The sequence below is a fragment of the uncultured Agrobacterium sp. genome (assembly GCA_913777615.1).
Classification (GTDB): domain Bacteria; phylum Pseudomonadota; class Alphaproteobacteria; order Rhizobiales; family Rhizobiaceae; genus Agrobacterium.
This window is the reverse complement of sequence record CAJYTK010000016.1, coordinates 1-21,844: the sequence shown is the minus strand read 5'-3', so window position 1 is coordinate 21,844 and position 21,844 is coordinate 1. Positions and strand designations below refer to the sequence as shown.

Below are 21,844 nucleotides of genomic sequence, written 5' to 3'. Positions count from 1 at the left end.
CCGCTCTCCTGCTCTTTCAATATCCCGATGATCTGCTCGTCCGTGAACCGTGAATGCTTCATTCCGTCCGTCTCCTTGATACGACGGACTCTACCAAAATCTGGAGGAAGTTAAGGGGCTCAGGTCAATCATCGAGAATGATCGCCTGTCGATGAAGAACCTTGGGATTAATCTCGGTAATCTATCACAAGAGCCACCAAACGTGAGAGCAAAGGTGTATGGATTGCTCGCCACGGATCAGTCGGATCAGATGCGTCGACAGGATTATCTCATACAAGGATCCGACGACGTGCATCACGAGGCAAGGCTTGGCTTGGCGTCGGCGCTTTTAGATACGTACTACGACGGGATGGAGACGGTTACCGTTGAATGGCTAGAACAGGAACCGGATCCATCGGTTCGGCTCGCTCTCCTAGGGCATTTTGCAAGATGCGGAAGCAGGTGCGAGGCTTACAAAGAATTCGTCTTCGATGAGTTCGACAGATCTCCCTCCTCTCAAGAGCGCCTTCTCGGCATGGCCGCGGGGACGTCCTTATACGGGGCGCTGAAGAAGCGTCAGCCTGGCGGCGGGACAAGTGATCTTTTTGGTTTTGATAAATACAAGGCAGAAGAGGAGAGCAAACGGATGAAGATTCTGATGCTGAGCGCATCTCCAGAACAGGAAGAGCGTCTTCGGGTCGATGAGGAGAATCGCGAGCTAAAACGTCAGATTCGTGAGAACGGCGGGAAGCTCGAAATCGAATCGGAGTTTGCGGTCAAAGTATCCGATTTGCAGGGACATCTTCTGCGGCAACGGCCAAATGTCTTGCATTTCAGCGGACACGGATCCAGCGCCAGTTCGATCATCCTGGAAAATTCGACCGGCGAGGCATTCGAAGTACCTCCAGGGGCCTTGTCAGACCTTGTAAAGATGTTCAAACCTGATCTCACCTGCGTGGTGCTGAATTGCTGCTACTCAAGCGATCAGGCTTTAGCAATCGCCAAACATATCCCGTTTGTAATCGGATGCGATGACAGCGTTGGCGACGCCGCAGCACTGACCTTTTCGTACGCATTCTACCGCGCCTTGTCTCACGGTCGAAGTTTCGAAGATGCCTTTCTGTTCGGCGTCAACGAAATCAACCTCACCAGCGATCGTGAACAGTCAAGGATGTACAAGTTCCATCAAGGTTGAAACGTCTCCGCTCTGCTGCGTTGGATCAACACCCTTTAGATCCGGTATTGCTTTGTTGGGCGGTTTTTGACGACGCAGCGGACGGCAATCTCGTTATATTTTCTAAGTAGTCTTCCGCCGTGATGGACACGAGGTTCAGCGTGAAAAGGAAGGATTCGACGAACAACGCTAATTGTTGACAATTCGATACATTTGCCGCCTTCTCGCGTCATGGATTCGACATCGGAAATAATGACGCTGTTGCGGGCGGCACGCGCGCTTTTGGGCCTCAGCCAGGATCAACTGGCGGAGAGAGCAGGTGTCAGCAGGCAGATTGTTGTCAGGATCGAGAAGTGCGAAGGGAATGTTCTCGTCGACGCCATCGGAAAAGTCCGCTCAGCCTTGGAGGCGGGGGGCGTGGTCTTTATCGAGGGAAACGCCGATCGCGGGCCAGGCGTCGCCATGATCCGCCCGGCTGGTACAAAGCTCATCGATCAGACGTAGCCTAGCGTGAGCTGGTGTCGATGTGCTGCGCCAATACGGCGGCAACCATAGCATGGTCTAGGCACTGTTGCGCGACAAGTGTACTCGCTAAGCCATCGATTTTTTCCCTATTGATCTTTACGATCGACAGCGCGCGCTCATATTGAACACGCAGAATTTCAGCTATTTCGAGGCGTAGATCAATCGGAAGTCTTGCTAAATCTGTCGCCGCCGCGGAACGTTCGGTTCTGTAGAAAGACAGATTTCGTCCCATTCCATGCGAGCAGACCATCTGAATCGCTATTCTGGTTGCTGTTTCCAGATCGCTACCTTGCCAGCCGGCAAACCCAATAGAGCGCCCTCCAAGCAAGACCTCTTCGGCCGCTGCGCCTCCGAACTTTCTGCAGATGAGGCTCTCTAGGACTTCGCGGGTTGGAAGCGCCAACTCGTCTCCATCGTACGTGGCCGAACCGTAGGAAATCGGGTTTTCTTCAGCTTTTTGGTAAGTCCGACGCATCGAGAGCGCGATCCGAATCAGGGGATTGATCGAATGAGCTACGACAGCATGCCCAGCCTCATGTATTGAAATCCTTCTCGTAGCTTCGTGCGGCAGTTCATGAAGCGGTGGAAGGGATGCCACGACGTCGGCGATCGAGACTTGTCTTTTTATGGCTCTCGCCTCTCGCCTCGCGTCTCGGGCAAGCATTTCCAGGTCCGCTCCAGTCCAGCTTTCCAGATCATTCGCCACTCCCAAGACGTCGGCGTCCACCTCTATTCCAAGATGGTAGGCGAGGATGTCGGCGCGCTCTTTCGGACCTGGAAGCCTCAATTCTATCTGACGTTCGATCCTCCCGCTTCGAAGGATAGCCCTGTCAATCGCGTGCGGATGGTTGGTCGCGCCGATCGTTACTATCTTTTGGCGCCCTGCGGCTCCATCGAGACATTCAAGAAGGAAATTCACAATCTGGCTACGGTATTCTACGGCGTCACCGTGGAACTTTGTTCGATCACCGATCGAGTCCAGTTCATCCAGAAAGACGATGGCTGGCTGTTGCGAACGCGCGAAATCGAATGTCGCTCTCATCGCTGCCAAGGTGTCCCCTAGATGGCCTGCCGATTGCCACTTCGACACCGAAGCGAAAACGAAGGGAAGTCTGCTTGATCGAGCGAACGCCTGAGCGAATAGCGTCTTGCCGGTCCCCGAGGCACCGTGAAGAAGAATACCTCGATCAATATCGGACCAGGAAATCTCGTTCTGCCGCCATCGTTGAAGGTCGTCCAAAAATAATTGCGCCCAAGGCCTCACGTCGTCGAAGCCAGGAAGCTCCTCTAACGTCGGGCCGACCTCGGATATAAGCGTGTTGGAGGTTCGCTCAATACGACGTGCGTCTTCAGCGGTCACACTACCTCGGCAAATCGCTGGGACTAGAACTGAGAAGGCGCACCGCCGCAAAACCCCCACCACGTCATCACCAAGAGAGGGGAGCCCTTGCAGTTTCCTCGCGGCCCGAATGTGCCTCGAACTCGGACGCGGCGCATCCAAGATTGCATCGGCGACCACTGCCAGCGACGAGGGTACATCGCTCTCCGACCGGGCGATGACAATTATCGTATCGGAGGTTCCATGAAGGGCGAGAAGATTGCTATCCTCCTTGGCCTTACCTTTTCCATGGGAGACCGGCCCGAGAACGTGAACATGGACGCCGCGACGAATCCTTGAGGAGAACCTCACGCCAGCAAGCAGCAATTCTGCGGCCTTTTTAAAGATGTCGACGCTCTGCTCGTGGGAAATGATCAAGACCACCAGACAAGGTCGCCCCCCTAACGGCAAGTTCGATGAGCGCAGCGCCGCCTTCAGCGATGCCACTGCTAGAAACATTGCGGCATTTCGGCGGATTGAAGCAAATGCTGCTTTGGATACCTTAGTGTGTCGGGAACTAGCGCGCACCTTTTACGCTCCAGGCCTCGAGGGTGCGCTCTGCCAAGGGCGATGCCTCTCCGAGCTGGTACCAGCCCTTGGAAGTACGTACTCGGCGTAGCTCAATAGATAGCAGTTCGATGGGATCAGTGAACGCCAAGACATTGCCAGCGTTTGCGTTCACACGGTCAGGATGAAAAATGTTTCCAACAACGACAGGCACCAGCAATCGGTCAAGAAACCACTCTTCAATTATGGGCATGGAACAACCAAGCATCGAAAGAGGGAGCTTGGACCCTGAAATCTCTCGAAAGTCAGTAGCAAGTCCATCTAGCGTGGCAGCATGCTTCTTGATCGATCGAAGGGAGGAGTTGCCCCGCGGCTCGAGAAAACGAAAAAGGCTCATAAGAAAATCCCCGCGACTCATGAGCACTGCGCTCATGTTGTGAGCAATTTGATTAAATGAACCGATATTGTCAACAAATTAGCTGCTTGGCGGATTTCCGGTTGCGACAGCGAAGCCTGGAGTACCAAGTAATGACTTTCCATAGACTGTGGGGTGGCGTTGTCTCTTGAACCCAGCTTTGGATGCTTAGATCGTGGCCTCTATTAGCAGTCTACTTTCGATCTGTTTGGAGCTGTCGCGCGAGGATCCGAGGCTCGACATCGCCCCTGCGTGCGTCTGTGTAATTGGCCACCACTGCGCAGGGGCTCAGAGCCTCGACACTGAGCTAGAAACTCCAATGTGGTAAAAGGTGGCGCTTTCCCGCACATCAATTTTTTCTCATCGATTGAGGCGTTGAAAAGGGTTGGACGGCCGGTAACAATTTATGACAGAAGTAGCTTCCGATAGCCGCGAACGTGGATTTAAAAAAGTGTACCTAATATTAAAGAAAAATAGCGATGTCGGAAAACCCTTCAACGTCGCTTCTTACGCCTTGTTGACGCTCATGGTGGCGCAGGTTACCGGCTTGAAGCCTGGGGATTTCGTCCACACGTTGGGTGACGCGCATATCTATGCGAACCACTTCGAGCAGGCCGAACTGCAGATGACGCGCACGCCGAAGCCGCTGCCGACCATGCGGATCAATCCGGAAGTGCGGGATCTGTTTTCCTTTAAGTTCGAAGACTTTACGTTGGAGAACTACGAAGCCGATTCAAGCATCAAGGCACCGATTGCGGTATGAGTGAACCCCGCATCGTTCTGATTGCCGCAGTGTCCAGAAACAACGTCATTGGGCGCGAGCTGGATATGCCTTGGAAGCTGTCGTCCGATCTGAAGCGCTTCAAGGCTGAGACCATGGGCAAGCCGATGATCATGGGCCGCAAGACTTTTCTCTCCGTCGGCGAGCGCCCCTTGCCGGGGCGTCCGCATATCATCATCAGCCGTAATCGCGACTACAAGCCGGATGGCGTCGAGGTCGTCTCTTCGCTCGAGGATGGCTTGTCTTTGGCACGAGCCAAGGCCCGAGAACTCGGTGTGGACGCTGTTTATGTTGCCGGTGGGGGCGAGATTTATCGTCAGGCCATGCCCTTCGCCGATCAACTTTCCGTCACCCATGTAGACGCTGAACTGGAAGGCGATACGTTTTTTCCGGAAATTGATTTGAGCGTTTTTGAAAAAACCGATGAAATTGCCCTGTCAGCCGGGGAAAAGGACGATTATGCCGTGCGTTTTTCAACCTATCGGCGGCGCGGTGCGGCAAAGTGAACTATTTGGACCTGTCTGGTATTAAGTTACCGCCCCTGCGTTGAAACAGACGCGTCGCCTTCTTATAACGAGGACGATATTCCCGCCGGCATCGCGAAAGCGCGTTGGAGAGGGAGCGGGAAAGTTTTTATAACAAAGAGGTATGAATGCCCTGGAGCAATCAGAATGGCGGCGGCGGCCCTTGGGGCGGCGGCGGTAATAGCGGCGGCGGTGGAGGAAATAACCAGGGTGGACCTTGGGGATCAGGGCCAAACCGTCCACGTGGCGGTGGAGGCGGCGGCAACGGTAATGGTGGCCCACCCGATCTGGAAGAGATCATCCGGCGCAGTCAGGATCGTTTCAAGCACATGCTTCCAGGGGGCTTCAATGGTGGCGTCGTCGCCATCATCGCCCTCGTAATCCTCGCCTTCATCGGCATTCAGTCCGTCTATACGGTTCAACCGGATGAGCGCGGTGTGGAGCTTCGCTTCGGCAAGCCAAAGAATGAAGTTTCCATGCCGGGTCTGCACTATCACTTCTGGCCGATCGAGACTGTCGAGATCGTCAAGGTGACCGAGCAGCAGCAGAATATCGGCGCACGCGCTACTTCGTCTTCTGCTGCCACCGGCGTGATGCTGACCGGTGACCAGAACATCGTCAACGTCCAGTTCTCGGTGCTTTACACGGTTTCCGATCCCAAATCCTATCTCTTCAACGTCGACACGCCAGCTGAAACACTTCAGCAGGTTTCCGAAAGTGCCATGCGCGAAGTTGTTGGCCGTCGTCCGGCGCAAGACATCTTCCGTGACAACCGCCAGGCGATCGCTGCCGATGTTCGCAACATCATCCAAGGCACGATGGACAGCTACGGTGCCGGCATTTCCATCAACGCGGTTGCGATCGAAGATGCGGCACCGCCGCGCGAAGTCGCTGACGCCTTCGATGAAGTGCAGCGCGCGGAACAGGATGAGGATCGCTTCGTTCAAGAAGCCAATCAGTATGCCAACCAGAAGCTCGGTGCGGCACGCGGTCAGGCAGCTCAGATCGTCGAAGAGGCCAACGCTTACAAGAGCCGTGTCGTGAACGAAGCGCAGGGTGAAGCGCAACGCTTCGTCTCGATCTACGATCAGTATCGCACGGCACCGGAAGTAACGCGCGAGCGTATGTTCATCGAAACGATGGAGCGCGTTCTGAAGGGCTCCAACAAGATCATCATCGATGAAAAGCAGGGCGTGGTGCCATATCTGCCTCTGAACGAAATGATGCGCGGCAATAGCGGCGCAGCGCAGCAGGGAGGCAACTGATATGAGCAATCGTCTTACGGCAATTCTCGTCGGCCTCGCCGTCCTGTTCTTCCTCGTCTACTCTTCGGTTTTCGTGGTGAATGAGAGACAGCAGGCGATCGTCGTCCGCTTCGGTCAGATCCAGGACGTGAAGACGCAGCCGGGTCTCTACTTCAAGCTGCCATTCGCCTTCATGGATGCCGATCGCGTTCAGTATATCGAAAACCGCGCATTGCGCTTCGACCACGATAATATCCGTGTTCAGGTCTCGGGCGGCAAATTCTATGAAGTTGATGCCTTCGTGGTCTATCGCATCACCGATGCGCGTCGCTTCCGTGAAACCGTTTCGGGCGATCAGCTCTCGGCGGAATCGCGTCTGCGCACTCGTCTCGATGCATCGCTTCGCCGCGTCTACGGTCTGCGTGGTTTCGAATCCGCTCTGTCGGACGCCCGCGCTTCGATGATGCAGGAAGTACGTGACGATCTGCGTCCTGACGCCGAATCTCTCGGTATCAGCATCGTGGACGTTCGTATTCGCCGCACTGACCTGACGCAGGAAGTCTCGCAGCAGACCTTCGATCGCATGAAGTCCGAACGTCTTGCAGAAGCCGAACTGATCCGTGCCCGTGGTAACGAAGAAGGCCAGCGCCGTCGTGCTATCGCCGATCGTCAGGTCGTCGAGTTGGAATCCGACGCTCAGCGCCAATCTGAGGTGCTGCGCGGTGAGGGTGATGCCGAGCGTAACCGCATCTTCGGTGAAGCGTTCCAGCGCGATCCGGCCTTCTTCGAATTCTACCGTTCGATGACGGCTTACTCCAACGCGCTGAATGGGAATGGCACGACACTGGTTCTTTCGCCGGATTCGACCTTCTTCCGTTACTTCAATAACATCAACGGCGCGCAGCCGCAGCAAGGTGCAGCACCTGTTGCGCCGCCGGCGCCCGCACCGGCGAACTGATTGTTGAAACGATACCGAAAAGGCCGCCTCGAGCGGCCTTTTCTTTTGGTACGGAAATCGCGTGTAGCTGTCGCGACTTTGGGATACGGCTCGATTTACGGTGGACGACGGTGACGATTCGCACATGGTTCACGAAAAGGTTTTTTACACTTCATCATTCCGCCTTATGCTTGGGTACTAAAGCTTGAGGCTACTATTTGCAGATGCGAGGACGCTTGATGCCCGTAACCCGATTTTCGCCCTTCCGCAGCAGTGTTGCCGGTCTGGCAGCCTTTGCCCTTCTTGCCGGTGGTGTTGCCATGCCGGCGGGTGCGATGGCGCAGACCAATGGGCCAGCCTCTGTCGCGGATCTAGCTGCGCCGCTTCTGGATGCAGTGGTGAACATCTCCACCTCGCAAAGCGTAAAGGCTGAGGGCAAAGGCCCGACGCCACCCCGAATTCCCGATGGCTCTCCATTCCAGGAATTCTTCAAGGACTATTTTGATAATCAGAAGCCCGAGAGCGGCGAGAAGGTCAGTTCGCTCGGCTCCGGCTTCGTCATCGACCCTGCGGGTTACGTGGTGACGAACAACCACGTCATAGAAGGTGCTGACGATATCGAGGTGATCTTTCCCAACGGTACCAAGCTCAAGGCAAAGCTGGTCGGCACCGATACCAAGACGGACCTCTCCGTTCTGAAGGTGGAGCCGAAGGCGCCGCTAAAGGCGGTCAAATTCGGGGATTCGCGCAGCATGCGCATTGGCGACTGGGTCATGGCGATCGGCAATCCCTTCGGTCTCGGCGGTTCGCTGACGGTCGGTGTCGTTTCGGCGCGTGGACGCAACATCAATGCTGGCCCCTATGACAACTTCATCCAGACCGATGCTGCCATCAACAAGGGTAACTCCGGCGGTCCGCTTTTCAATATGAAGGGCGAGGTGATCGGTATCAACACGGCAATCATTTCGCCGAGTGGCGGCTCGATCGGTATCGGTTTTGCCGTCCCCACCGAACTTGCGCAGAACATCGTGCAGCAGTTGATCGAGTTCGGCGAAACCCGTCGCGGCTGGCTTGGCGTGCGCGTTCAACCAGTGACCGACGATATCGCTTCCAGTCTTGGAATGGATAGCGCCAAGGGTGCGCTCATTTCCGGCGTGGTCAAGGGAGGCCCGGTGGAGAATGGGCCTATCAAGCCGGGCGACGTCGTGTTGAACTTCGATGGCAAGCAGATCCTGGAAATGCGCGACCTGCCACGGATCGTGGCGGAAAGCCCTGTCGGCAAGGAAGTCGATGTCGTGGTGCTTCGCGATGGCAAGGAAGAAAAGGTCAAGGTCAAGCTTGGCCAGTTGCAGGACAGTGCCGAAGACCAGCAACCGGGTGCTAGCAGCGATGACGCCATGCCTGAAGATGGTGAGGGTGGTGAAATGACCGCCCCCGAAGACAAGGATGGCGCCGAAACGGAGCAGCAGGCGCCGGATACGCGCGAAGCATCGCAGACCGTGCTTGGCATGGACCTCGTGACGTTGACGGATGAGTTGAAAACGGAAAAGGGCATCGCAGAAAGCGTCGAAGGCGTTTATGTGGCGAGCGTTGCGCAGGGCTCGGTTGCCGAGCAAAAAGGCGTCAAGGCTGGCGACGTGATCGTTGAAGTCGGGCAGGATTTCATGGAGGTGCCAGGCGACGTTCTTGTACGGGTCAATGGCCTCAAGTCTGCCGGACGGAAGAATGCGCATATGATGATTGCCGATGCGCAGGGCAATCTGCGTTTCGTGGCAATACCGCTGGAATAGTCTGCTTCGACTTTTAGCCATCTGCTATTTGCGAACACATCATCAAAGCCGTCCGTTTCCAACGGGCGGCTTTTTGCTGGCGGGATGGCTAGTCCGAGATGAGGACGATGTGCGATTTCGTCAGGTGTAACTCCTCCTGTGCAGAACACGCGCCGTTTCCTGTTTCGGAACATATTTGCTGCTGTTCTGTCGCTGCGCCCAACCACAGAAATCTTTTTGCTCAGCATCAGCAATCGAGCAATCTTCTTTCTATATAAAAATAATAGACAATGTAGGTTTCTTCTCAGACGGCACGTGGTGAACGGGTGTCGCGGCTAAACGGGCCGTTGTCCTGCCTGATGGCAGACATGGCAGAGCTCCAAAGCGAGGAACCAATGACACGCAAGATCAGACTGGGCGCATTCCTGCCGGGCGGTGGACAGCACATCGCATCATGGCGTCATCCCGATCAGCCCGTGGATGGCGCGGTGAGCTTCGAGTTTCACAAGCAACTGGCACAAACTGCCGAACGCGGATTGTTCGACGCCTATTTTCTGGCAGACAATCTGGCTGTCGGCTTCGGAGGGGCGCGCGAGGGTGGAAATGCTAGGGTTGCGGGTTTCGAGCCGACGACGCTGTTCTCGGCGCTCGCACCCTTCACCAAGAATCTCGGCTTCATCGCCACATCATCCACGACCTATGAGGAGCCATATCTGACGGCGCGCAAGTTCGCCTCGCTGGATCTCATTTCCGGCGGTCGGGCAGGATGGAACGTTGTGACGACAACCGGTGATTCTGCCGCGCAGAACTTCAATCTGGATACACAACTGCCCCATGCCAGCCGCTACAAGCGCGCCGCCGAGCACGTGGATGTCGTCAAGAAACTGTGGGACAGCTTCGAGGATGACGCCTTTGTCCGCGAGGTGGAAAGCGGTGTGTTCTACGACAAGACCAAGCTGCATGAGACCAATCATCGTGGTGAGCATTTCCAGGTGCGTGGTCCGCTCAACGTGCCGCGCTCGCCGCAGGGCCATCCCGTTATCGTGCAGGCTGGACAGTCGGAGGACGGCCGCGATCTGGCAGCGGCAACGGCAGAGGTGATCTTCACTGCTCACCAGCATCTTGAGGCGGCGCGGGAATTTTACCGCGACATTAAGACCCGCGCTCGCCGTCTGGGTCGCGATCCGAACCATATTCTTGTTATGCCGGGCGTATCGCCCTTTGTCGGCAGAACCCAGGCGGAAGCCCAGGAAAAGTATGAGAAGCTGACCTCGCTCATCCTTGAAGAGGATGGCGTCGGCCTCTTGAATGGTCTGACAGGGGGTACGCTGGATCTTAAGGGCTACGATCTCGATGGGCCGCTACCCGTGGCGCCGCCGACGGAGGGCATGAAGAGCCGACAGGCACTGCTGCGCCAGATCGCCGACGAGAACAATTTCACCATCCGGCAACTCTATCAGTGGGTCGCCTCGGCCCGTGGTCATTACACCATCGTCGGCACACCGGAGACAATCGTCGATACGCTGCAGGAGTGGTTTGAGAACGAGGCGGCAGACGGCTTCAACATCCTGCCTCCGTGGCTTCCCACAGCGCTCGACGACTTTGTCGATCTCGTTATCCCCGAACTTCAGCGGCGCGGCCTGTTCCGCACGCATTATGAAGGCACCACGCTTCGCCAGAATCTTGGTCTTCCATACCCGGTCAATCGCTGGTCGGTTCAGCAACCGGTTGTCCAGGCGGCGGAGTGAGGTGCGATCATGTCTTATGACGAGGTAAAATCCACCCATCCGGCTTTACTGGACTATCGTGGCGAGAAACGTACGCCACTCGCCATCCAGGCGATCAACCGCTATATCAGGCCGTTCTTGTCCCGCTACGGGCTGGTGCTCGGCTTTTTGGCGGCTTGGCAAATATCAAGCGCGCAGGGGTGGATCAACCCTGCGGTCTTTCCACGGCTCGACGTTATCGTCGCCGCTCTCTGGAAAGGCATTGTCGGCGGGGCGTTGATCGATGACATCGCCATCAGCCTGCAGAGGTCCGGCATCGCATTTGCAGCCGCGGTTGTCATTGGCATTCCGCTCGGCCTTTTCATGGGGCAGGTGGCTGCTGTGGAACGCGCTCTCGATCCGCTGCTGCAGTTTTTCCGCCAGACATCGGCGCTGGCGCTCTATCCGGTCTTCATTCTGATGCTGGGCCTCGGTGAAGCATCCAAGGTCTTCGTCATCTTCTGGGCGACGCTCTTCCCGATCCTGCTATCTACCATCGGCGGAGTGAAGGAAGTGGATCGCAAGCTCGTTGAAATGGCCCGGACCTATGGGGCCGGGTCGATCGCGATCTTCCGGCGTGTGATACTGCCTGCTTCCGTCCCGGCCATTTTCGTCGGCCTTCGCCTTTCTGCCACCACCGCGCTTCTGCTGCTCATCGCTGCCGAGATGATCGGTGCCAATAAGGGCGTCGGCTTTCAGGTGATGAACGCTCAATATAATTTCCAGATTCCGCTGATGTATGCGTCGATCCTGCTTCTGGCGCTTCTGGGGCTCGCGGCCAATGCCGGGCTCGTGTTGCTCCAGCGCAAGCTTTGCCGCTGGTCTGCGCCGTCCCATTGATCCTGCATCGATCCCTCATTCTTCAAATTCAAAGGACAAAACCATGACCTTCCATTCCCGCAAGCTGCTGCTTTCGGCAGCCTTTTTCCTCGGCCTCACCACCATCGCTTCGGCGGAAGAGATCAAGCTTCGCTACCTCGCAAGTCAGGGCGGTCTTGCCGCGCATGAGCTTGCTGAAAAACTCGGCTATTTTAAAGGAACTGGCGTCAGCTTTGAAAATGTCGGTTATGCCCAAGGTGGCCCGGCCTCGCTCTTTGCGCTGGCCTCCGGTGACGTCGAAATCGGAAGTGCTGCGACGTCTGCCGTGCTGAACTCGATTGCCGGCGGAAATGACTTCGTTGCCGCCTATCCTTCGAACGGCATCAACGATCAGGTCCAGTCGGTGTTTTATGTTCTGGACGACAGCCCGATCAAGACGATCAAGGATATTGCCGGCAAGACGATTGCGGTCAACACGCTCGGTGCGCATCTGGATTACACCATCCGCGAGGCGCTGCATTCGCAAGGCCTGCCGGCCGATGCCGCAAGGCCGGTTGTCGTGCCGGGACCGCAACTGGAGCAGGTGCTTCGTTCCAGCCAAGTGGATGTCGCAGCCTTCGGTTACTGGCAGACGACATTCGAAGGCCTCGCCAAGAAGAATGGCGGCATTCGTCCTGTCTTCGATGACACCGATGTTCTCGGCGATATTGCGGGCGGCTTCGTGGTCTTGCGTCGCGATTTCATCAAGGCGCATCCGGAAGCGGCTAAGACATTTGTCGAGCAATCTCAGCGGGCACTCGATTACGCTCGTGAGCATCCGGAGGAAACCAAGACAATTCTGGCCAAGGCGCTCGAAGAGCGTGGCGAGAACCCAGAATTGGCGCAGTACTTCCTTGGCTACGGCGTGCGGCCTGGCGGCAAGGCCGTCGATCGTGACCTGCAGTTCTGGATCGATGTTCTGACCCGCGAGGGTAAGGTTCAGCCGGACCAACTCGCAGCGGAGAAGATCCTCTACTCGCCTGAAACCGCAACCGCCAGCAATTGAGGTGATGTGATGAGTGCAGTAGCGTCTTTGCGGGGAGAGGTGGCGATCCGCCATCTCTCCAAATCCTACCAGTTGAATGGTAAGCCGTTTCAGGTGCTGAAAGACCTGAACCTCACCATCGGATCCGGCGAAAGCCTCGCTATCGTTGGGGCCAGCGGTTCCGGCAAGACGACCCTCCTGCGGGTGCTGGCAGGGCTTGAAGAGGCAGATCGCGGTGACGTCCTGATCGATGGAAACGCCGTGCGCGGTGTCGGTCGGGAGCGGGCGGTGATTTTTCAGGAGCCGCGGCTTCTGCCCTGGTTGACTGTGCTTGACAATGTCGCCTTCGGGCTGGAAACGCAAGGTTTGAGCCGGGAAGAGGCGCGCAGCCGCGCACGCCGTTACATAAACCTCGTCGGCTTACAGCAGTTCGAAGATGCCTATCCGCGACAGCTCTCCGGTGGCATGGCCCAGCGCGTGGGCATTGCCCGGGCTCTGGCCGTCCAGCCGGAAATCCTGTTGCTGGATGAACCACTCGGCGCGTTGGATGCGATGACCAAGATTGGCATGCAGCAGGAGCTTGCACGCATCTGGCGCGAAGAAGACGTCACCACGGTTCTTGTTACTCATGATCTGGAAGAGGCGCTTTATCTGGCCGATCGTATCCTGATCCTCCCGCGAGAAAAGGGCGCCGCACCCCGGCTGATCGATGTCGATCTTCCGCGCCCGCGTGACCGGAGTTCGCCAGCCTTTGTTCGCCAGCGCGAGGAACTGCTACACGTCTTTGGTCTGCACTAGCGCAAACGCATGAAACGGGTGGCTGTTAATGAAGCTGCTCTCTAAGCCTTGGCCCTCATTAAATGGAGGCCAAAGCCTATGACACTTCTAAATAATAAGGTCGCAATTATCACTGGCGCATCATCCGGTATTGGCCGGGCGACCGCGCTGCTCTTTGCCGCAGAAGGGGCTGCGGTCGTCATCAATGCGCGTGGCGAGCGGGCGCTGAATAAGGTTGCCGAGACAATCGCGAATCTGGGCGGCCGGGTGCATCCGGTGGTCGGCGATGCCGGTCTTGCGCAGACGCATGAGCGAATGGTTCGGGCGGCGGCGGATCTGTTCGGCGGTCTCGATATTGCCGTTAACAATGCGGGCGCTGTAGGCGCGATCAAGCCGCTTGCCGAACTCTCGCTCGAAGAATGGCAACACACATTGAACGCCAATCTGACCTCCGCCTTTCTCGGTGCCCAATCCCAGGTACCATCCATGCTGGAGCGCGGCGGCGGAGCAATTGTTTTCACCTCCAGCTTTGTCGGCACGAGTGTTGGTCTGCCTGGAATGGCTGCCTATGGCGCGGCGAAGGCTGCCCTCATGGGACTGGTGAAAGGTCTGACCGCCGACTATGCGGTGAAAGGCATTCGCGCCAATGCCCTGCTGCCGGGCGGTGTGGATACGGCGATGGCTGGAGACGACGCACAAAAAGAATGGGCCGCCAGTCTTCATGCTATGAAGCGCATCGCAAGCCCTGAGGAATTGGCGCAGGCAGCGCTCTTCCTCGCAAGTCCGATGGCAAGCTTTGTGGCCGGATCGGCCCTCTATGCCGATGGAGGCAATGCCGCGGTGAAGTGAAGATGTGGGGCAGCGGGATGCGATGTTATCGCGCCCGCCATTCCTCCAGCGTCAGCGCGTAGGTGACGTGAGGGCGAAGGTGCGGATGTGTCTCTTCCTGCACGCGTGGGTGATTGAAATCGCGTGCCGCGTCGCGCTTCAATCCGATCCGCTTCATGACAGCGGTGGAGCGATGATTGTTGTAGACGGCGAAGGAAACGATCTCGGAAAGGCGCTTTTCGTCGAAAGCCATCGAGAGAAGCGCCTTTGCCGCCTCCGTCACATAGCCCTTGCCCCAGTACCTGGTCGCAAGCCGCCAGCCGATTTCCATCGTGCCGGGGGTAAACACGTTGTCGACAGTCACCGGGGCGACGCCGCAAAAGCCCATGGGTTCGCCAGTCTCTCGATTTTCCATGGCGTAGAAGCCAAAACCCGTCGTGTGAATGACGGCGTTGATCCTGTCCATCATGGCGTCGGATTCTTCATCGCTGCGGCGCACAGCAAAGAACTCCATGACGACCGGATCGGCATTGATCTCGCGGAAGAGGGCGCGGTCGCTTTCCTTCCAGGCGCGCAGAATAAGGCGCGGTGTACCGTGGATAATCATGCGGTGACGAAATCCGACTTGCGATAGCCTTGAAGATAGAGGAGGGCGGTGAGATCGCCGTGATCGATGCGAATTTTCGCTTCCGCTGCCACGGCGGGTTTGGCGTGCAGGGCAACGCCGCTGCCGGCAAGGTGCAGCATGCCGAGATCGTTTGCGCCATCGCCAACGGCCAATGCATCCTCAGGCGAAATACCAAGCGTGTTCGCAATGTCGATCAGCGCATCGACTTTGGCCTGCTTTCCCAGAATGGGTTCGGCGACCGTTCCGTCCAACTGTCCGTCCTGCTCGCCAAGGATGTTGGCCCGGTTCTCCTGGAAGCCGATCATATCCGCAACGCGTGCGGTAAAGACGGTAAAGCCGCCGGATACAAGAGCTGTGTAGTAGCCCTTGGCCTTCATCGTCGCCACCAGTTCCTTACCGCCGGGGGTCAGCGTGATGCGCTTTTCAATGACCTCATCGATGACGGAAACAGGCAGGCCTTTCAATAGCGCCACGCGCTCACGCAGTGCAGGCTCGAAGGCGATTTCGCCATTCATGGCACGTGCGGTAATTGCCGACACCTTGTCCTTCAAACCCACTTCGGCGGCCAGCTCATCGATGCATTCCTGCCCGATCATGGTGGAATCCATATCGGCAATCAGGATCTTCTTGCGGCGTGTATCCTGATCCTGAATGACAATGTCGATGGGTAGCCCGGCGATCGTGGCTGACAGCGTCGTGCGGGCAGCGTCAGTATCGGCGCCTTCCGGCAGCACGATATCGCAGGCAACACCGTCTGCCAGCCAGTAAAGGCCGGATGCTCCAACGGCCTGCGCCGCCGTTTCTCCAAGCGCTGGACTGAGAACAGGATTTGACGGATTGGCGATAAGCGTGGCAACGAAAGCCATGATGAAAAACCTTGATGAACAATTCGATGCGATCCTGATAACCGGCCCGACCGCAAGCGGCAAGTCCGCCCTTGCGCTTCGTTTGGCCAAGCAGCATGGCGGCGTCGTCATCAATGCCGACAGCATGCAGGTCTATGACACGTTGCAGGTGCTGACGGCTCGACCGTCGGCGGACGAGATGGGCGGCATCCCCCATCTCCTCTACGGGCATGTATCGGCCAAGGCGCTATATTCTACGGGCGAATGGCTGCGGGAGATCGGCACTCTTCTTTCTCAACTCAAGACGAAGGGGCTGCTCCCCGTGATCGTCGGCGGTACTGGACTTTATTTCAGGGCGCTGACGGGCGGTCTCTCGGACATGCCTGCGATCGCGCCCGATGTTCGGGAACGGTACAGGCAGCGTCTGATCGAAGAGGGTTCCGCGGCACTCCATGCCGAACTCCAGGCCCGAGACCCCGACGTGGCACAAGCGCTGATGCCGACGGACGGCCAGCGGACTGTGCGAGCGCTCGAGGTTCTGGAAGCGACGGGTCAGTCGATCAAGACCTTTCAATCTGCCACGGGGCCTGTGATCATCGATCCGGCTCGTGCCCGCAAGATGGTGGTTTTGCCGGAGCGCCACGTCCTGCATGATCGCATCAATCGACGTTTCGCGCATATGATGGAGAGCGGTGCCGTTGAAGAAGTCCAAGCGCTTCTGGCTCTCGACTTGCCACAGGATTCCACGGCAATGAAGGCGATAGGCGTCTCGCAGATTGCCGAGTTGCTGGCGGGTCGGATGAGCGAAGGCGAGGTGATTGAGAAGGCTGCGGCTGCGACCCGTCAATATGCCAAACGGCAGATGACGTGGTTTCGCAATCAGATGGACGATGATTGGCAGCGTGTGCTTACGTGAGCCAGTTGTGCCTCAGTCTTTCCTGTAGAGGCTCCCTAAGGGCTTCTTCAGCAAGGTTTCGCGAATGGAGGAGCGTGTTTCGCTGGTGAAAAATGGCCGCGTCGTATCGTGATCGACCGGAGCATTGCGCTCCGTGCTCGATATGGAGATGGGCTGCTGCTGAGGAGGCTTTGGCGTTGCAGTTGGATTACCACGCGGAAGCATGTGAGGGCGGTAGGGTTCGAAGCCGTTACCAACCTCGCCGCGGCGGTCGTAAGCCCAGTCATCCATGTCGGTCTCGCTCATCTCCTTGGCAACCGTCGCGTCGTAGCTCTGCCGGAAGCCGGAAATGTCCGGGCCGGATACCGAGCGCATGCGCTTGACGATGGAGCGGAGATCGACATTGTCCGGCGTGTCGTCATGGATGGCGGCGGTAACGCTGCCCGCCTTCGGCAACATATGCTGCGGCAGGCGTTTAAATTGCATGCGCATCGGTACGCTCACCCCTTCGCCAAAGGCAATCGCTTCGCCGTTGCCAAGAGAGGAGAGGAAGCTGATCGTTGAGCTTGAAGAACCGGAAATCGCAGAGCGGATGATCTCCTGGTCCTTGTCGTTCGAAAGGCGCATGGCAAAGACAGTCGAACACTGCGACAGGATCGTCTGATCCAACTCTCCCGGTCGCTGCGTGATAATGCCAAGCGAAACGCCATATTTTCGGCCTTCCTTGGCGATGCGGGCAATGGCTTGGCGCGTTGGGAAGAAGCCAAGCTCCGGATCGGATGGCACATAACGATGCGCTTCTTCGCAAACGACCAGCGTATGGATCGATCCCTGGCTCCAAAGCGCTAGTTCGAAGGCCATGCGGCAAAGAACCGACGCAACGGAATTGACCACTTCGGAGGGAATTCCGGCAAGCTGAAAGACCGAAATCGGTTTGCCGTCTCCCGGCACGCGAAAGATATGTGCGACTGTCTCGATGATCGTATCGTTGATGGTGCTATTGGAGAACATGAAGTGGTAGCGCGGATCGTTGATGGCTGCCATGATGCGCAGCTTGAGGGTGCGCAAAGCCGGCTTTTCGTCTCTGCCCTCCAGACGACCGAGGCGCTCGTCGATCAGCGCCAGAAGATCGGCAATGCGATAAGGAACCGGTGTATCGGCGGTCAGCGACGATTTTTCCGAGGCACGCCGAATATGTGACATGTCCGTGCCACGGAAAGCGCGCTTGGCATCTGGGATGAGGTCGCGCAGAATGTCGAGCTCCTCGGCGGGCGGCTTTTGCCCGCGAAATACCACTTCGGCGAACTCTTCGAGTTTCATGAGCCAGAAGGGCAGATCGAGCGTATCCGTATCGATCACCACCGAGGTTGTTGGGAAGGCTGCGGCAAATTCATTATGGGGATCGAGAATCAGTACCCTGAGCTTCGGGTCTTTCTCGATGGCCTTGTTAAGGAGCAGGGTCACGGCCGTCGTCTTGCCCACGCCGGTGGAGCCGAGCACGGCGAAATGTTTCGACAGCAATTGCGGAATGTTGATCATCGCATCGACGCTCTGATCCTGGCTTAGATTGCCGATGATACAACTGCCCGCGGCGCTGTTCTCATAGATTCGCATGAGGTCACTGGCGCGGATGCGATGAGCGACTGCGCCGAGATGGGGATAGCGGGTAATGCCGCTCGAAAAGAGCTCGATGCCGTCTTCCGTGGAATAGATTTCGCCGAGCAGTTCCACGTCCACGAGCAGCGTATTGGCGTCGTGGTCCGACCATGAAGAACCATCGATATTCATGGCGTAGGTGAGGGCAGTTACCCGCGTTGAGCCGAGATCGATGGAGATCAGCCGTCCGACCGACCATAATTTCGCGACATTCGGATCGTCGTTGGTGATGGTAACGGAGATACGCGCTTTCGAGCCGCTGCAGGAAACCACTCTGCCAAGCATGCGACTGGCTGCTGTCTGTTCGTCCCGGCGGTCGTGTTCGCCTGCCTTTGCCGATGCTCGTAGATCGTCGTTAAACACGGTTTTTTCCCCGCAAGGCCGATGTCGGTGTCGTCGATGCTTTGTTGTTATCTAAAAATGTTTAGGTCATGGGCTTTAACAAGTGGTGTAATTGGCGCGCATCTTTGTTTCGCATCGACCCGCTTCCGGGCAATAAAGTTAAGCCTTTGTGATTTTTTCGGCAATTTGCGTTGACGCCCATCATATTTCTGGCTAACACTCCGCCCCATGAAAAATCTTAACGTACTTATCGTGGTGGGACGGCGCATGGGCAGGATGGTGTAACCATCCGGCGAAAGCACCCATGCGCTGAACGAGGCTCCTCTAGGGGCCTTTTTTTATGTCTCCACTTGGGCGGTCACGCTCAGCGATATCCAAAAGCCAAATCGGGATGGAACAGGCAATGACGGATAAGGACAACACGGAAAACAGCAATCGCATGACGGGCGCGGAGATCGTGCTGCGTGCGCTCAAGGACAACGGTGTCGAGCATATCTTCGGCTATCCGGGCGGCGCTGTTCTTCCGATCTACGACGAGATTTTCCAGCAGGAGGAAATCCAGCACATTCTGGTTCGCCATGAACAGGGTGCGGGACACGCGGCAGAAGGTTACGCACGCTCCACCGGCAAGGTCGGCGTGATGCTCGTCACCTCCGGCCCAGGCGCGACCAATGCTGTTACCCCGTTGCAGGATGCGCTGATGGATAGCATCCCTCTGGTCTGCATTTCCGGCCAGGTTCCAACCACACTGATCGGCTCCGATGCCTTCCAGGAATGTGACACCGTCGGCATTACCCGCCCATGCACCAAGCACAACTGGCTGGTTAAGGATGTCAATGAGTTGGCGGGCATCATTCATGAAGCCTTCCGTATTGCGCAGACGGGCCGTCCCGGTCCTGTCGTCGTCGATGTTCCGAAAGATATTCAGTTCGCCACCGGTACCTATACGCCGCCATCCGCTGCCATTCAGCAAAAGAGCTACAAGCCGAAGGTTCAGGGAGATCTGAACGCCATCAAGGCGGCGATCGAACTGATGTCGAAAGCCAGGCGTCCTGTTTTCTATACGGGCGGTGGCGTGGTCAATTCCGGTCCGGAAGCCACCCGTCTGTTGCGCGAACTGGTCGAACTGACAGGCTTTCCGATCACCTCCACGCTGATGGGTCTCGGTTCTTACCCGGCGTCCGGCGACAAGTGGTTGGGCATGCTCGGCATGCACGGCTCCTACGAAGCCAATATGGTCATGCACGATTGCGACGTCATGGTTTGCATCGGCGCGCGTTTCGATGACCGCATCACCGGTCGTCTCAATGCGTTTTCGCCCAATTCCAAGAAGATCCACATCGATATCGATCCCTCTTCGATTAACAAGAACGTTCGCGTCGATGTTCCGATCATCGGCGATGTCGCGCATGTTCTGGAAGACATGGTCCGTCTGTGGCGGGCGCTGCCTGCCAAGCCCGAAAAGGCGCAGACCGAAGAGTGGCACGGCCAGATCGCCCGCTGGCGCGCGCGCAACTCGTTCGCCTACAAGAACTCCAACGATGTCATCATGCCGCAATACGCGCTGGAGCGCCTGACTGCGGCAACCCGGGATCATGATACCTACATCACCACCGAAGTTGGTCAGCACCAGATGTGGGCGGCACAGTTCATCGGCTTCGAAAAACCGAACCGCTGGATGACGTCGGGCGGCCTGGGGACCATGGGCTATGGCTTCCCTGCTGCCATCGGCGTTCAGGTTGCCCATCCGGATGCGCTCGTTATCGATGTTGCCGGGGATGCCTCGATCCAGATGTGCATTCAGGAAATGTCATGCGCCATCCAGTATAATCTGCCGGTCAAGATCTTCATCCTGAACAACCAGTATATGGGAATGGTCCGCCAGTGGCAGCAGTTGCTGCACGGCAACCGTCTGTCCAACTCCTATACCGAAGCCATGCCGGACTTCGTCAAACTGGCAGAAGCCTATGGGGCAGTGGGCATGTATTGCGACGACCCCAAGGAACTGGACGACAAGATCGCCGAAATGATCGCGGTGAAAAGACCCGTCATTTTCGATTGCCGCGTCGCCAATCTCGCCAATTGCTTCCCGATGATCCCGTCCGGTAAGGCACATAACGAAATGCTGCTGCCGGATGAAGCAACGGACGAAGCAGTTGCCAACGCCATCGACGCCAAGGGCCGCCAGCTCGTCTAATCGTGGGAAGAGGATAAAAACATGAACGCACACCTACAGCCCACCGGCTCCGCATACTTCATCCAGACCGAAACGGCGATGGTGGAAAACCACACGCTCTCGGTTCTGGTCAATAACGAGCCGGGCGTTCTCGCCCGTGTCATCGGCCTGTTTTCCGGCCGTGGCTACAACATTGAGAGCCTGACGGTTTCTGAGACAGAACATGAGGCACACTTGTCGCGCATCACCATCGTGACGCGCGGCACGCCTGGTGTGCTGGAGCAGATCAAGGCGCAGCTTGAGCGGATCGTTCCGGTTCATCGCGTGGTGGATCTGACGGTGCGTGCACGCCAGGCAGGGCAAGAGCGTCCAATCGAGCGCGAAGTGGCGCTTATCAAGGTCGCAGGACGCGGCGAAGATCGCGCCGAGACCTTGCGTCTTGCTGATGCCTTCCATGCCAAGGTTGTTGATGCGACGCTCGATCACTTCATTTTCGAGATCACCGGCAAGTCGTCCAAGATCGATCAATTCGTTTCGATCATCAAGCCGCTTGGGCTGATCGAGGTTTGCCGTACCGGCATTGCGGCGATGAACCGTGGGCCGGAAGGCATGTAACGCTTCATTCATGAGATCGACGAATGCGACAGGCTCCACTTTCGGGGCCTGTTTTTTTATGTTGGACAGCTACGTGGCGGGATACATTTGCGAGTGTCGGCTAGAGCGTTTACTTGTTAAATAGAAACAGTTCTGTTGGTTCAAACGGGATCGACTGATTGTCCGGGCGGCGCGTGCCGTAGCCAACGCATACGGCCAAGCCGTCCGGGCAAGCAGGTGGCCCGTTTCAACCAACCCGAA

At 57.1% G+C, this 21,844-nt stretch carries 19 protein-coding genes and 1 pseudogene; 15 read left to right on the top strand and 5 right to left on the bottom strand.

The features are described from left to right. Positions 1 to 151 precede the first annotated feature (151 nt). Positions 152 to 1,174: a CHAT domain-containing protein gene (locus QZ862_RS14530; RefSeq protein ID WP_296100702.1), complete on the top strand. Its 1,023-nt coding sequence runs from the start codon at positions 152 to 154 to the stop codon at positions 1,172 to 1,174. 231 nt (positions 1,175 to 1,405) lie between these two features. After that, a complete protein-coding gene (locus QZ862_RS14525; RefSeq protein WP_296100701.1) occupies positions 1,406 to 1,657 on the top strand; it encodes a helix-turn-helix domain-containing protein in 252 nt (83 codons plus the stop codon). 1 nt (position 1,658) lies between these two features. On the opposite strand, the gene QZ862_RS14520 is transcribed toward QZ862_RS14525, so the two are convergent. Both QZ862_RS14520 and QZ862_RS14515 read right to left on the bottom strand, forming a co-directional pair. Beyond that, positions 1,659 to 3,440 carry an AAA family ATPase gene (locus QZ862_RS14520; RefSeq protein WP_296100698.1) on the bottom strand — a complete coding sequence of 594 codons (1,782 nt, stop codon included), beginning with the start codon at positions 3,438 to 3,440 and terminating at the stop codon, positions 1,659 to 1,661. A 133-nt stretch (positions 3,441 to 3,573) separates the two neighbouring features. Further along, positions 3,574 to 3,960 carry a hypothetical protein gene (locus QZ862_RS14515; RefSeq protein WP_296100697.1) on the bottom strand — a complete coding sequence of 129 codons (387 nt, stop codon included), beginning with the start codon at positions 3,958 to 3,960 and terminating at the stop codon, positions 3,574 to 3,576. A gap of 484 nt (positions 3,961 to 4,444) precedes the next feature. Here QZ862_RS14515 and thyA point away from each other — a divergent pair. The 10 genes and pseudogenes from thyA to QZ862_RS14465 all read left to right on the top strand — a co-directional run. Continuing rightward, positions 4,445 to 4,741: pseudogene (gene thyA, locus QZ862_RS14510) on the top strand (thymidylate synthase); the annotation flags it as partial. Beyond that, entirely contained in the window at positions 4,738 to 5,265 is a 528-nt protein-coding gene (locus QZ862_RS14505) for a dihydrofolate reductase (RefSeq protein WP_296038770.1), read from the top strand. The pseudogene thyA and the gene QZ862_RS14505, both read left to right, overlap by 4 nt. 146 nt (positions 5,266 to 5,411) lie before the next feature. Continuing rightward, the gene (gene hflK / locus QZ862_RS14500; RefSeq protein WP_296076154.1) at positions 5,412 to 6,548 is read left to right on the top strand and encodes an FtsH protease activity modulator HflK; all 1,137 of its coding nucleotides are present in this window, start codon (positions 5,412 to 5,414) and stop codon (positions 6,546 to 6,548) included. Between the two features lies 1 nt (position 6,549). Further along, complete coding sequence (locus QZ862_RS14495) at positions 6,550 to 7,485, top strand: protease modulator HflC (RefSeq protein ID WP_296100694.1); 936 nt, start codon at positions 6,550 to 6,552, stop codon at positions 7,483 to 7,485. 218 nt (positions 7,486 to 7,703) lie between these two features. Then, positions 7,704 to 9,254: a Do family serine endopeptidase gene (locus QZ862_RS14490; RefSeq protein ID WP_296100693.1), complete on the top strand. Its 1,551-nt coding sequence runs from the start codon at positions 7,704 to 7,706 to the stop codon at positions 9,252 to 9,254. 374 nt (positions 9,255 to 9,628) lie between these two features. Continuing rightward, positions 9,629 to 10,981: an LLM class flavin-dependent oxidoreductase gene (locus tag QZ862_RS14485; RefSeq protein WP_296100692.1), complete on the top strand. Its 1,353-nt coding sequence runs from the start codon at positions 9,629 to 9,631 to the stop codon at positions 10,979 to 10,981. A 9-nt stretch (positions 10,982 to 10,990) separates the two neighbouring features. Next, positions 10,991 to 11,839, top strand: a complete 849-nt coding sequence (locus QZ862_RS14480) for an ABC transporter permease (RefSeq protein WP_296100689.1) — start codon at positions 10,991 to 10,993, stop codon at positions 11,837 to 11,839. Positions 11,840 to 11,882: 43 nt separating this feature from the next. Next, a complete protein-coding gene (locus tag QZ862_RS14475; RefSeq protein ID WP_296100687.1) occupies positions 11,883 to 12,863 on the top strand; it encodes an ABC transporter substrate-binding protein in 981 nt (326 codons plus the stop codon). 9 nt (positions 12,864 to 12,872) lie between these two features. Then, a complete protein-coding gene (locus QZ862_RS14470) occupies positions 12,873 to 13,640 on the top strand; it encodes an ABC transporter ATP-binding protein (RefSeq protein ID WP_296076143.1) in 768 nt (255 codons plus the stop codon). A 78-nt stretch (positions 13,641 to 13,718) separates the two neighbouring features. Further along, positions 13,719 to 14,468, top strand: a complete 750-nt coding sequence (locus QZ862_RS14465; protein ID WP_296100685.1) for an SDR family oxidoreductase — start codon at positions 13,719 to 13,721, stop codon at positions 14,466 to 14,468. Between the two features lie 25 nt (positions 14,469 to 14,493). Here the strand turns inward: QZ862_RS14465 and QZ862_RS14460 are convergent, their stop codons facing one another. Further along, positions 14,494 to 15,054 (bottom strand): GNAT family N-acetyltransferase, encoded by a 561-nt coding sequence (locus QZ862_RS14460; RefSeq protein WP_296100682.1) that lies wholly within the window; start codon positions 15,052 to 15,054, stop codon positions 14,494 to 14,496. Then, a complete protein-coding gene (serB, locus tag QZ862_RS14455; RefSeq protein ID WP_296100681.1) occupies positions 15,051 to 15,941 on the bottom strand; it encodes a phosphoserine phosphatase SerB in 891 nt (296 codons plus the stop codon). The genes QZ862_RS14460 and serB overlap by 4 nt, the downstream gene beginning before the upstream one ends. Here serB and miaA point away from each other — a divergent pair. Next, on the top strand, positions 15,940 to 16,836 hold the full coding sequence (gene miaA, locus QZ862_RS14450; RefSeq protein WP_296100680.1) for a tRNA (adenosine(37)-N6)-dimethylallyltransferase MiaA: 897 nt from the start codon (positions 15,940 to 15,942) through the stop codon (positions 16,834 to 16,836). The genes serB and miaA overlap by 2 nt on opposite strands. A 12-nt stretch (positions 16,837 to 16,848) precedes the next feature. Here the strand turns inward: miaA and QZ862_RS14445 are convergent, their stop codons facing one another. After that, entirely contained in the window at positions 16,849 to 18,834 is a 1,986-nt protein-coding gene (locus tag QZ862_RS14445; RefSeq protein WP_296100678.1) for a DUF87 domain-containing protein, read from the bottom strand. A gap of 382 nt (positions 18,835 to 19,216) precedes the next feature. Between QZ862_RS14445 and QZ862_RS14440 the strand changes: the two genes are divergently transcribed. Both QZ862_RS14440 and ilvN read left to right on the top strand, forming a co-directional pair. Beyond that, complete coding sequence (locus QZ862_RS14440) at positions 19,217 to 21,010, top strand: acetolactate synthase 3 large subunit (RefSeq protein WP_296084956.1); 1,794 nt, start codon at positions 19,217 to 19,219, stop codon at positions 21,008 to 21,010. A 21-nt stretch (positions 21,011 to 21,031) separates the two neighbouring features. Beyond that, positions 21,032 to 21,604, top strand: coding sequence for an acetolactate synthase small subunit (gene ilvN, locus QZ862_RS14435; protein ID WP_296100677.1), 573 nt, complete (start codon positions 21,032 to 21,034; stop codon positions 21,602 to 21,604). Positions 21,605 to 21,844: the final 240 nt, after the last annotated feature.

Coding starts and splice junctions, on each gene's coding strand:
- QZ862_RS14530 (WP_296100702.1), top strand. CDS start 152: ATGAAGAACCTTGGGATTAATCTCGGTAATCTATCACAAGAGCCACCA.
- QZ862_RS14525 (WP_296100701.1), top strand. CDS start 1,406: ATGACGCTGTTGCGGGCGGCACGCGCGCTTTTGGGCCTCAGCCAGGAT.
- QZ862_RS14515 (WP_296100697.1), bottom strand. CDS start 3,960: ATGAGCCTTTTTCGTTTTCTCGAGCCGCGGGGCAACTCCTCCCTTCGA.
- QZ862_RS14505 (WP_296038770.1), top strand. CDS start 4,738: ATGAGTGAACCCCGCATCGTTCTGATTGCCGCAGTGTCCAGAAACAAC.
- hflK (WP_296076154.1), top strand. CDS start 5,412: ATGCCCTGGAGCAATCAGAATGGCGGCGGCGGCCCTTGGGGCGGCGGC.
- QZ862_RS14495 (WP_296100694.1), top strand. CDS start 6,550: ATGAGCAATCGTCTTACGGCAATTCTCGTCGGCCTCGCCGTCCTGTTC.
- QZ862_RS14490 (WP_296100693.1), top strand. CDS start 7,704: ATGCCCGTAACCCGATTTTCGCCCTTCCGCAGCAGTGTTGCCGGTCTG.
- QZ862_RS14485 (WP_296100692.1), top strand. CDS start 9,629: ATGACACGCAAGATCAGACTGGGCGCATTCCTGCCGGGCGGTGGACAG.
- QZ862_RS14480 (WP_296100689.1), top strand. CDS start 10,991: ATGTCTTATGACGAGGTAAAATCCACCCATCCGGCTTTACTGGACTAT.
- QZ862_RS14475 (WP_296100687.1), top strand. CDS start 11,883: ATGACCTTCCATTCCCGCAAGCTGCTGCTTTCGGCAGCCTTTTTCCTC.
- QZ862_RS14470 (WP_296076143.1), top strand. CDS start 12,873: ATGAGTGCAGTAGCGTCTTTGCGGGGAGAGGTGGCGATCCGCCATCTC.
- QZ862_RS14465 (WP_296100685.1), top strand. CDS start 13,719: ATGACACTTCTAAATAATAAGGTCGCAATTATCACTGGCGCATCATCC.
- QZ862_RS14460 (WP_296100682.1), bottom strand. CDS start 15,054: ATGATTATCCACGGTACACCGCGCCTTATTCTGCGCGCCTGGAAGGAA.
- miaA (WP_296100680.1), top strand. CDS start 15,940: ATGATGAAAAACCTTGATGAACAATTCGATGCGATCCTGATAACCGGC.
- serB (WP_296100681.1), bottom strand. CDS start 15,941: ATGGCTTTCGTTGCCACGCTTATCGCCAATCCGTCAAATCCTGTTCTC.
- QZ862_RS14440 (WP_296084956.1), top strand. CDS start 19,217: ATGACGGATAAGGACAACACGGAAAACAGCAATCGCATGACGGGCGCG.
- ilvN (WP_296100677.1), top strand. CDS start 21,032: ATGAACGCACACCTACAGCCCACCGGCTCCGCATACTTCATCCAGACC.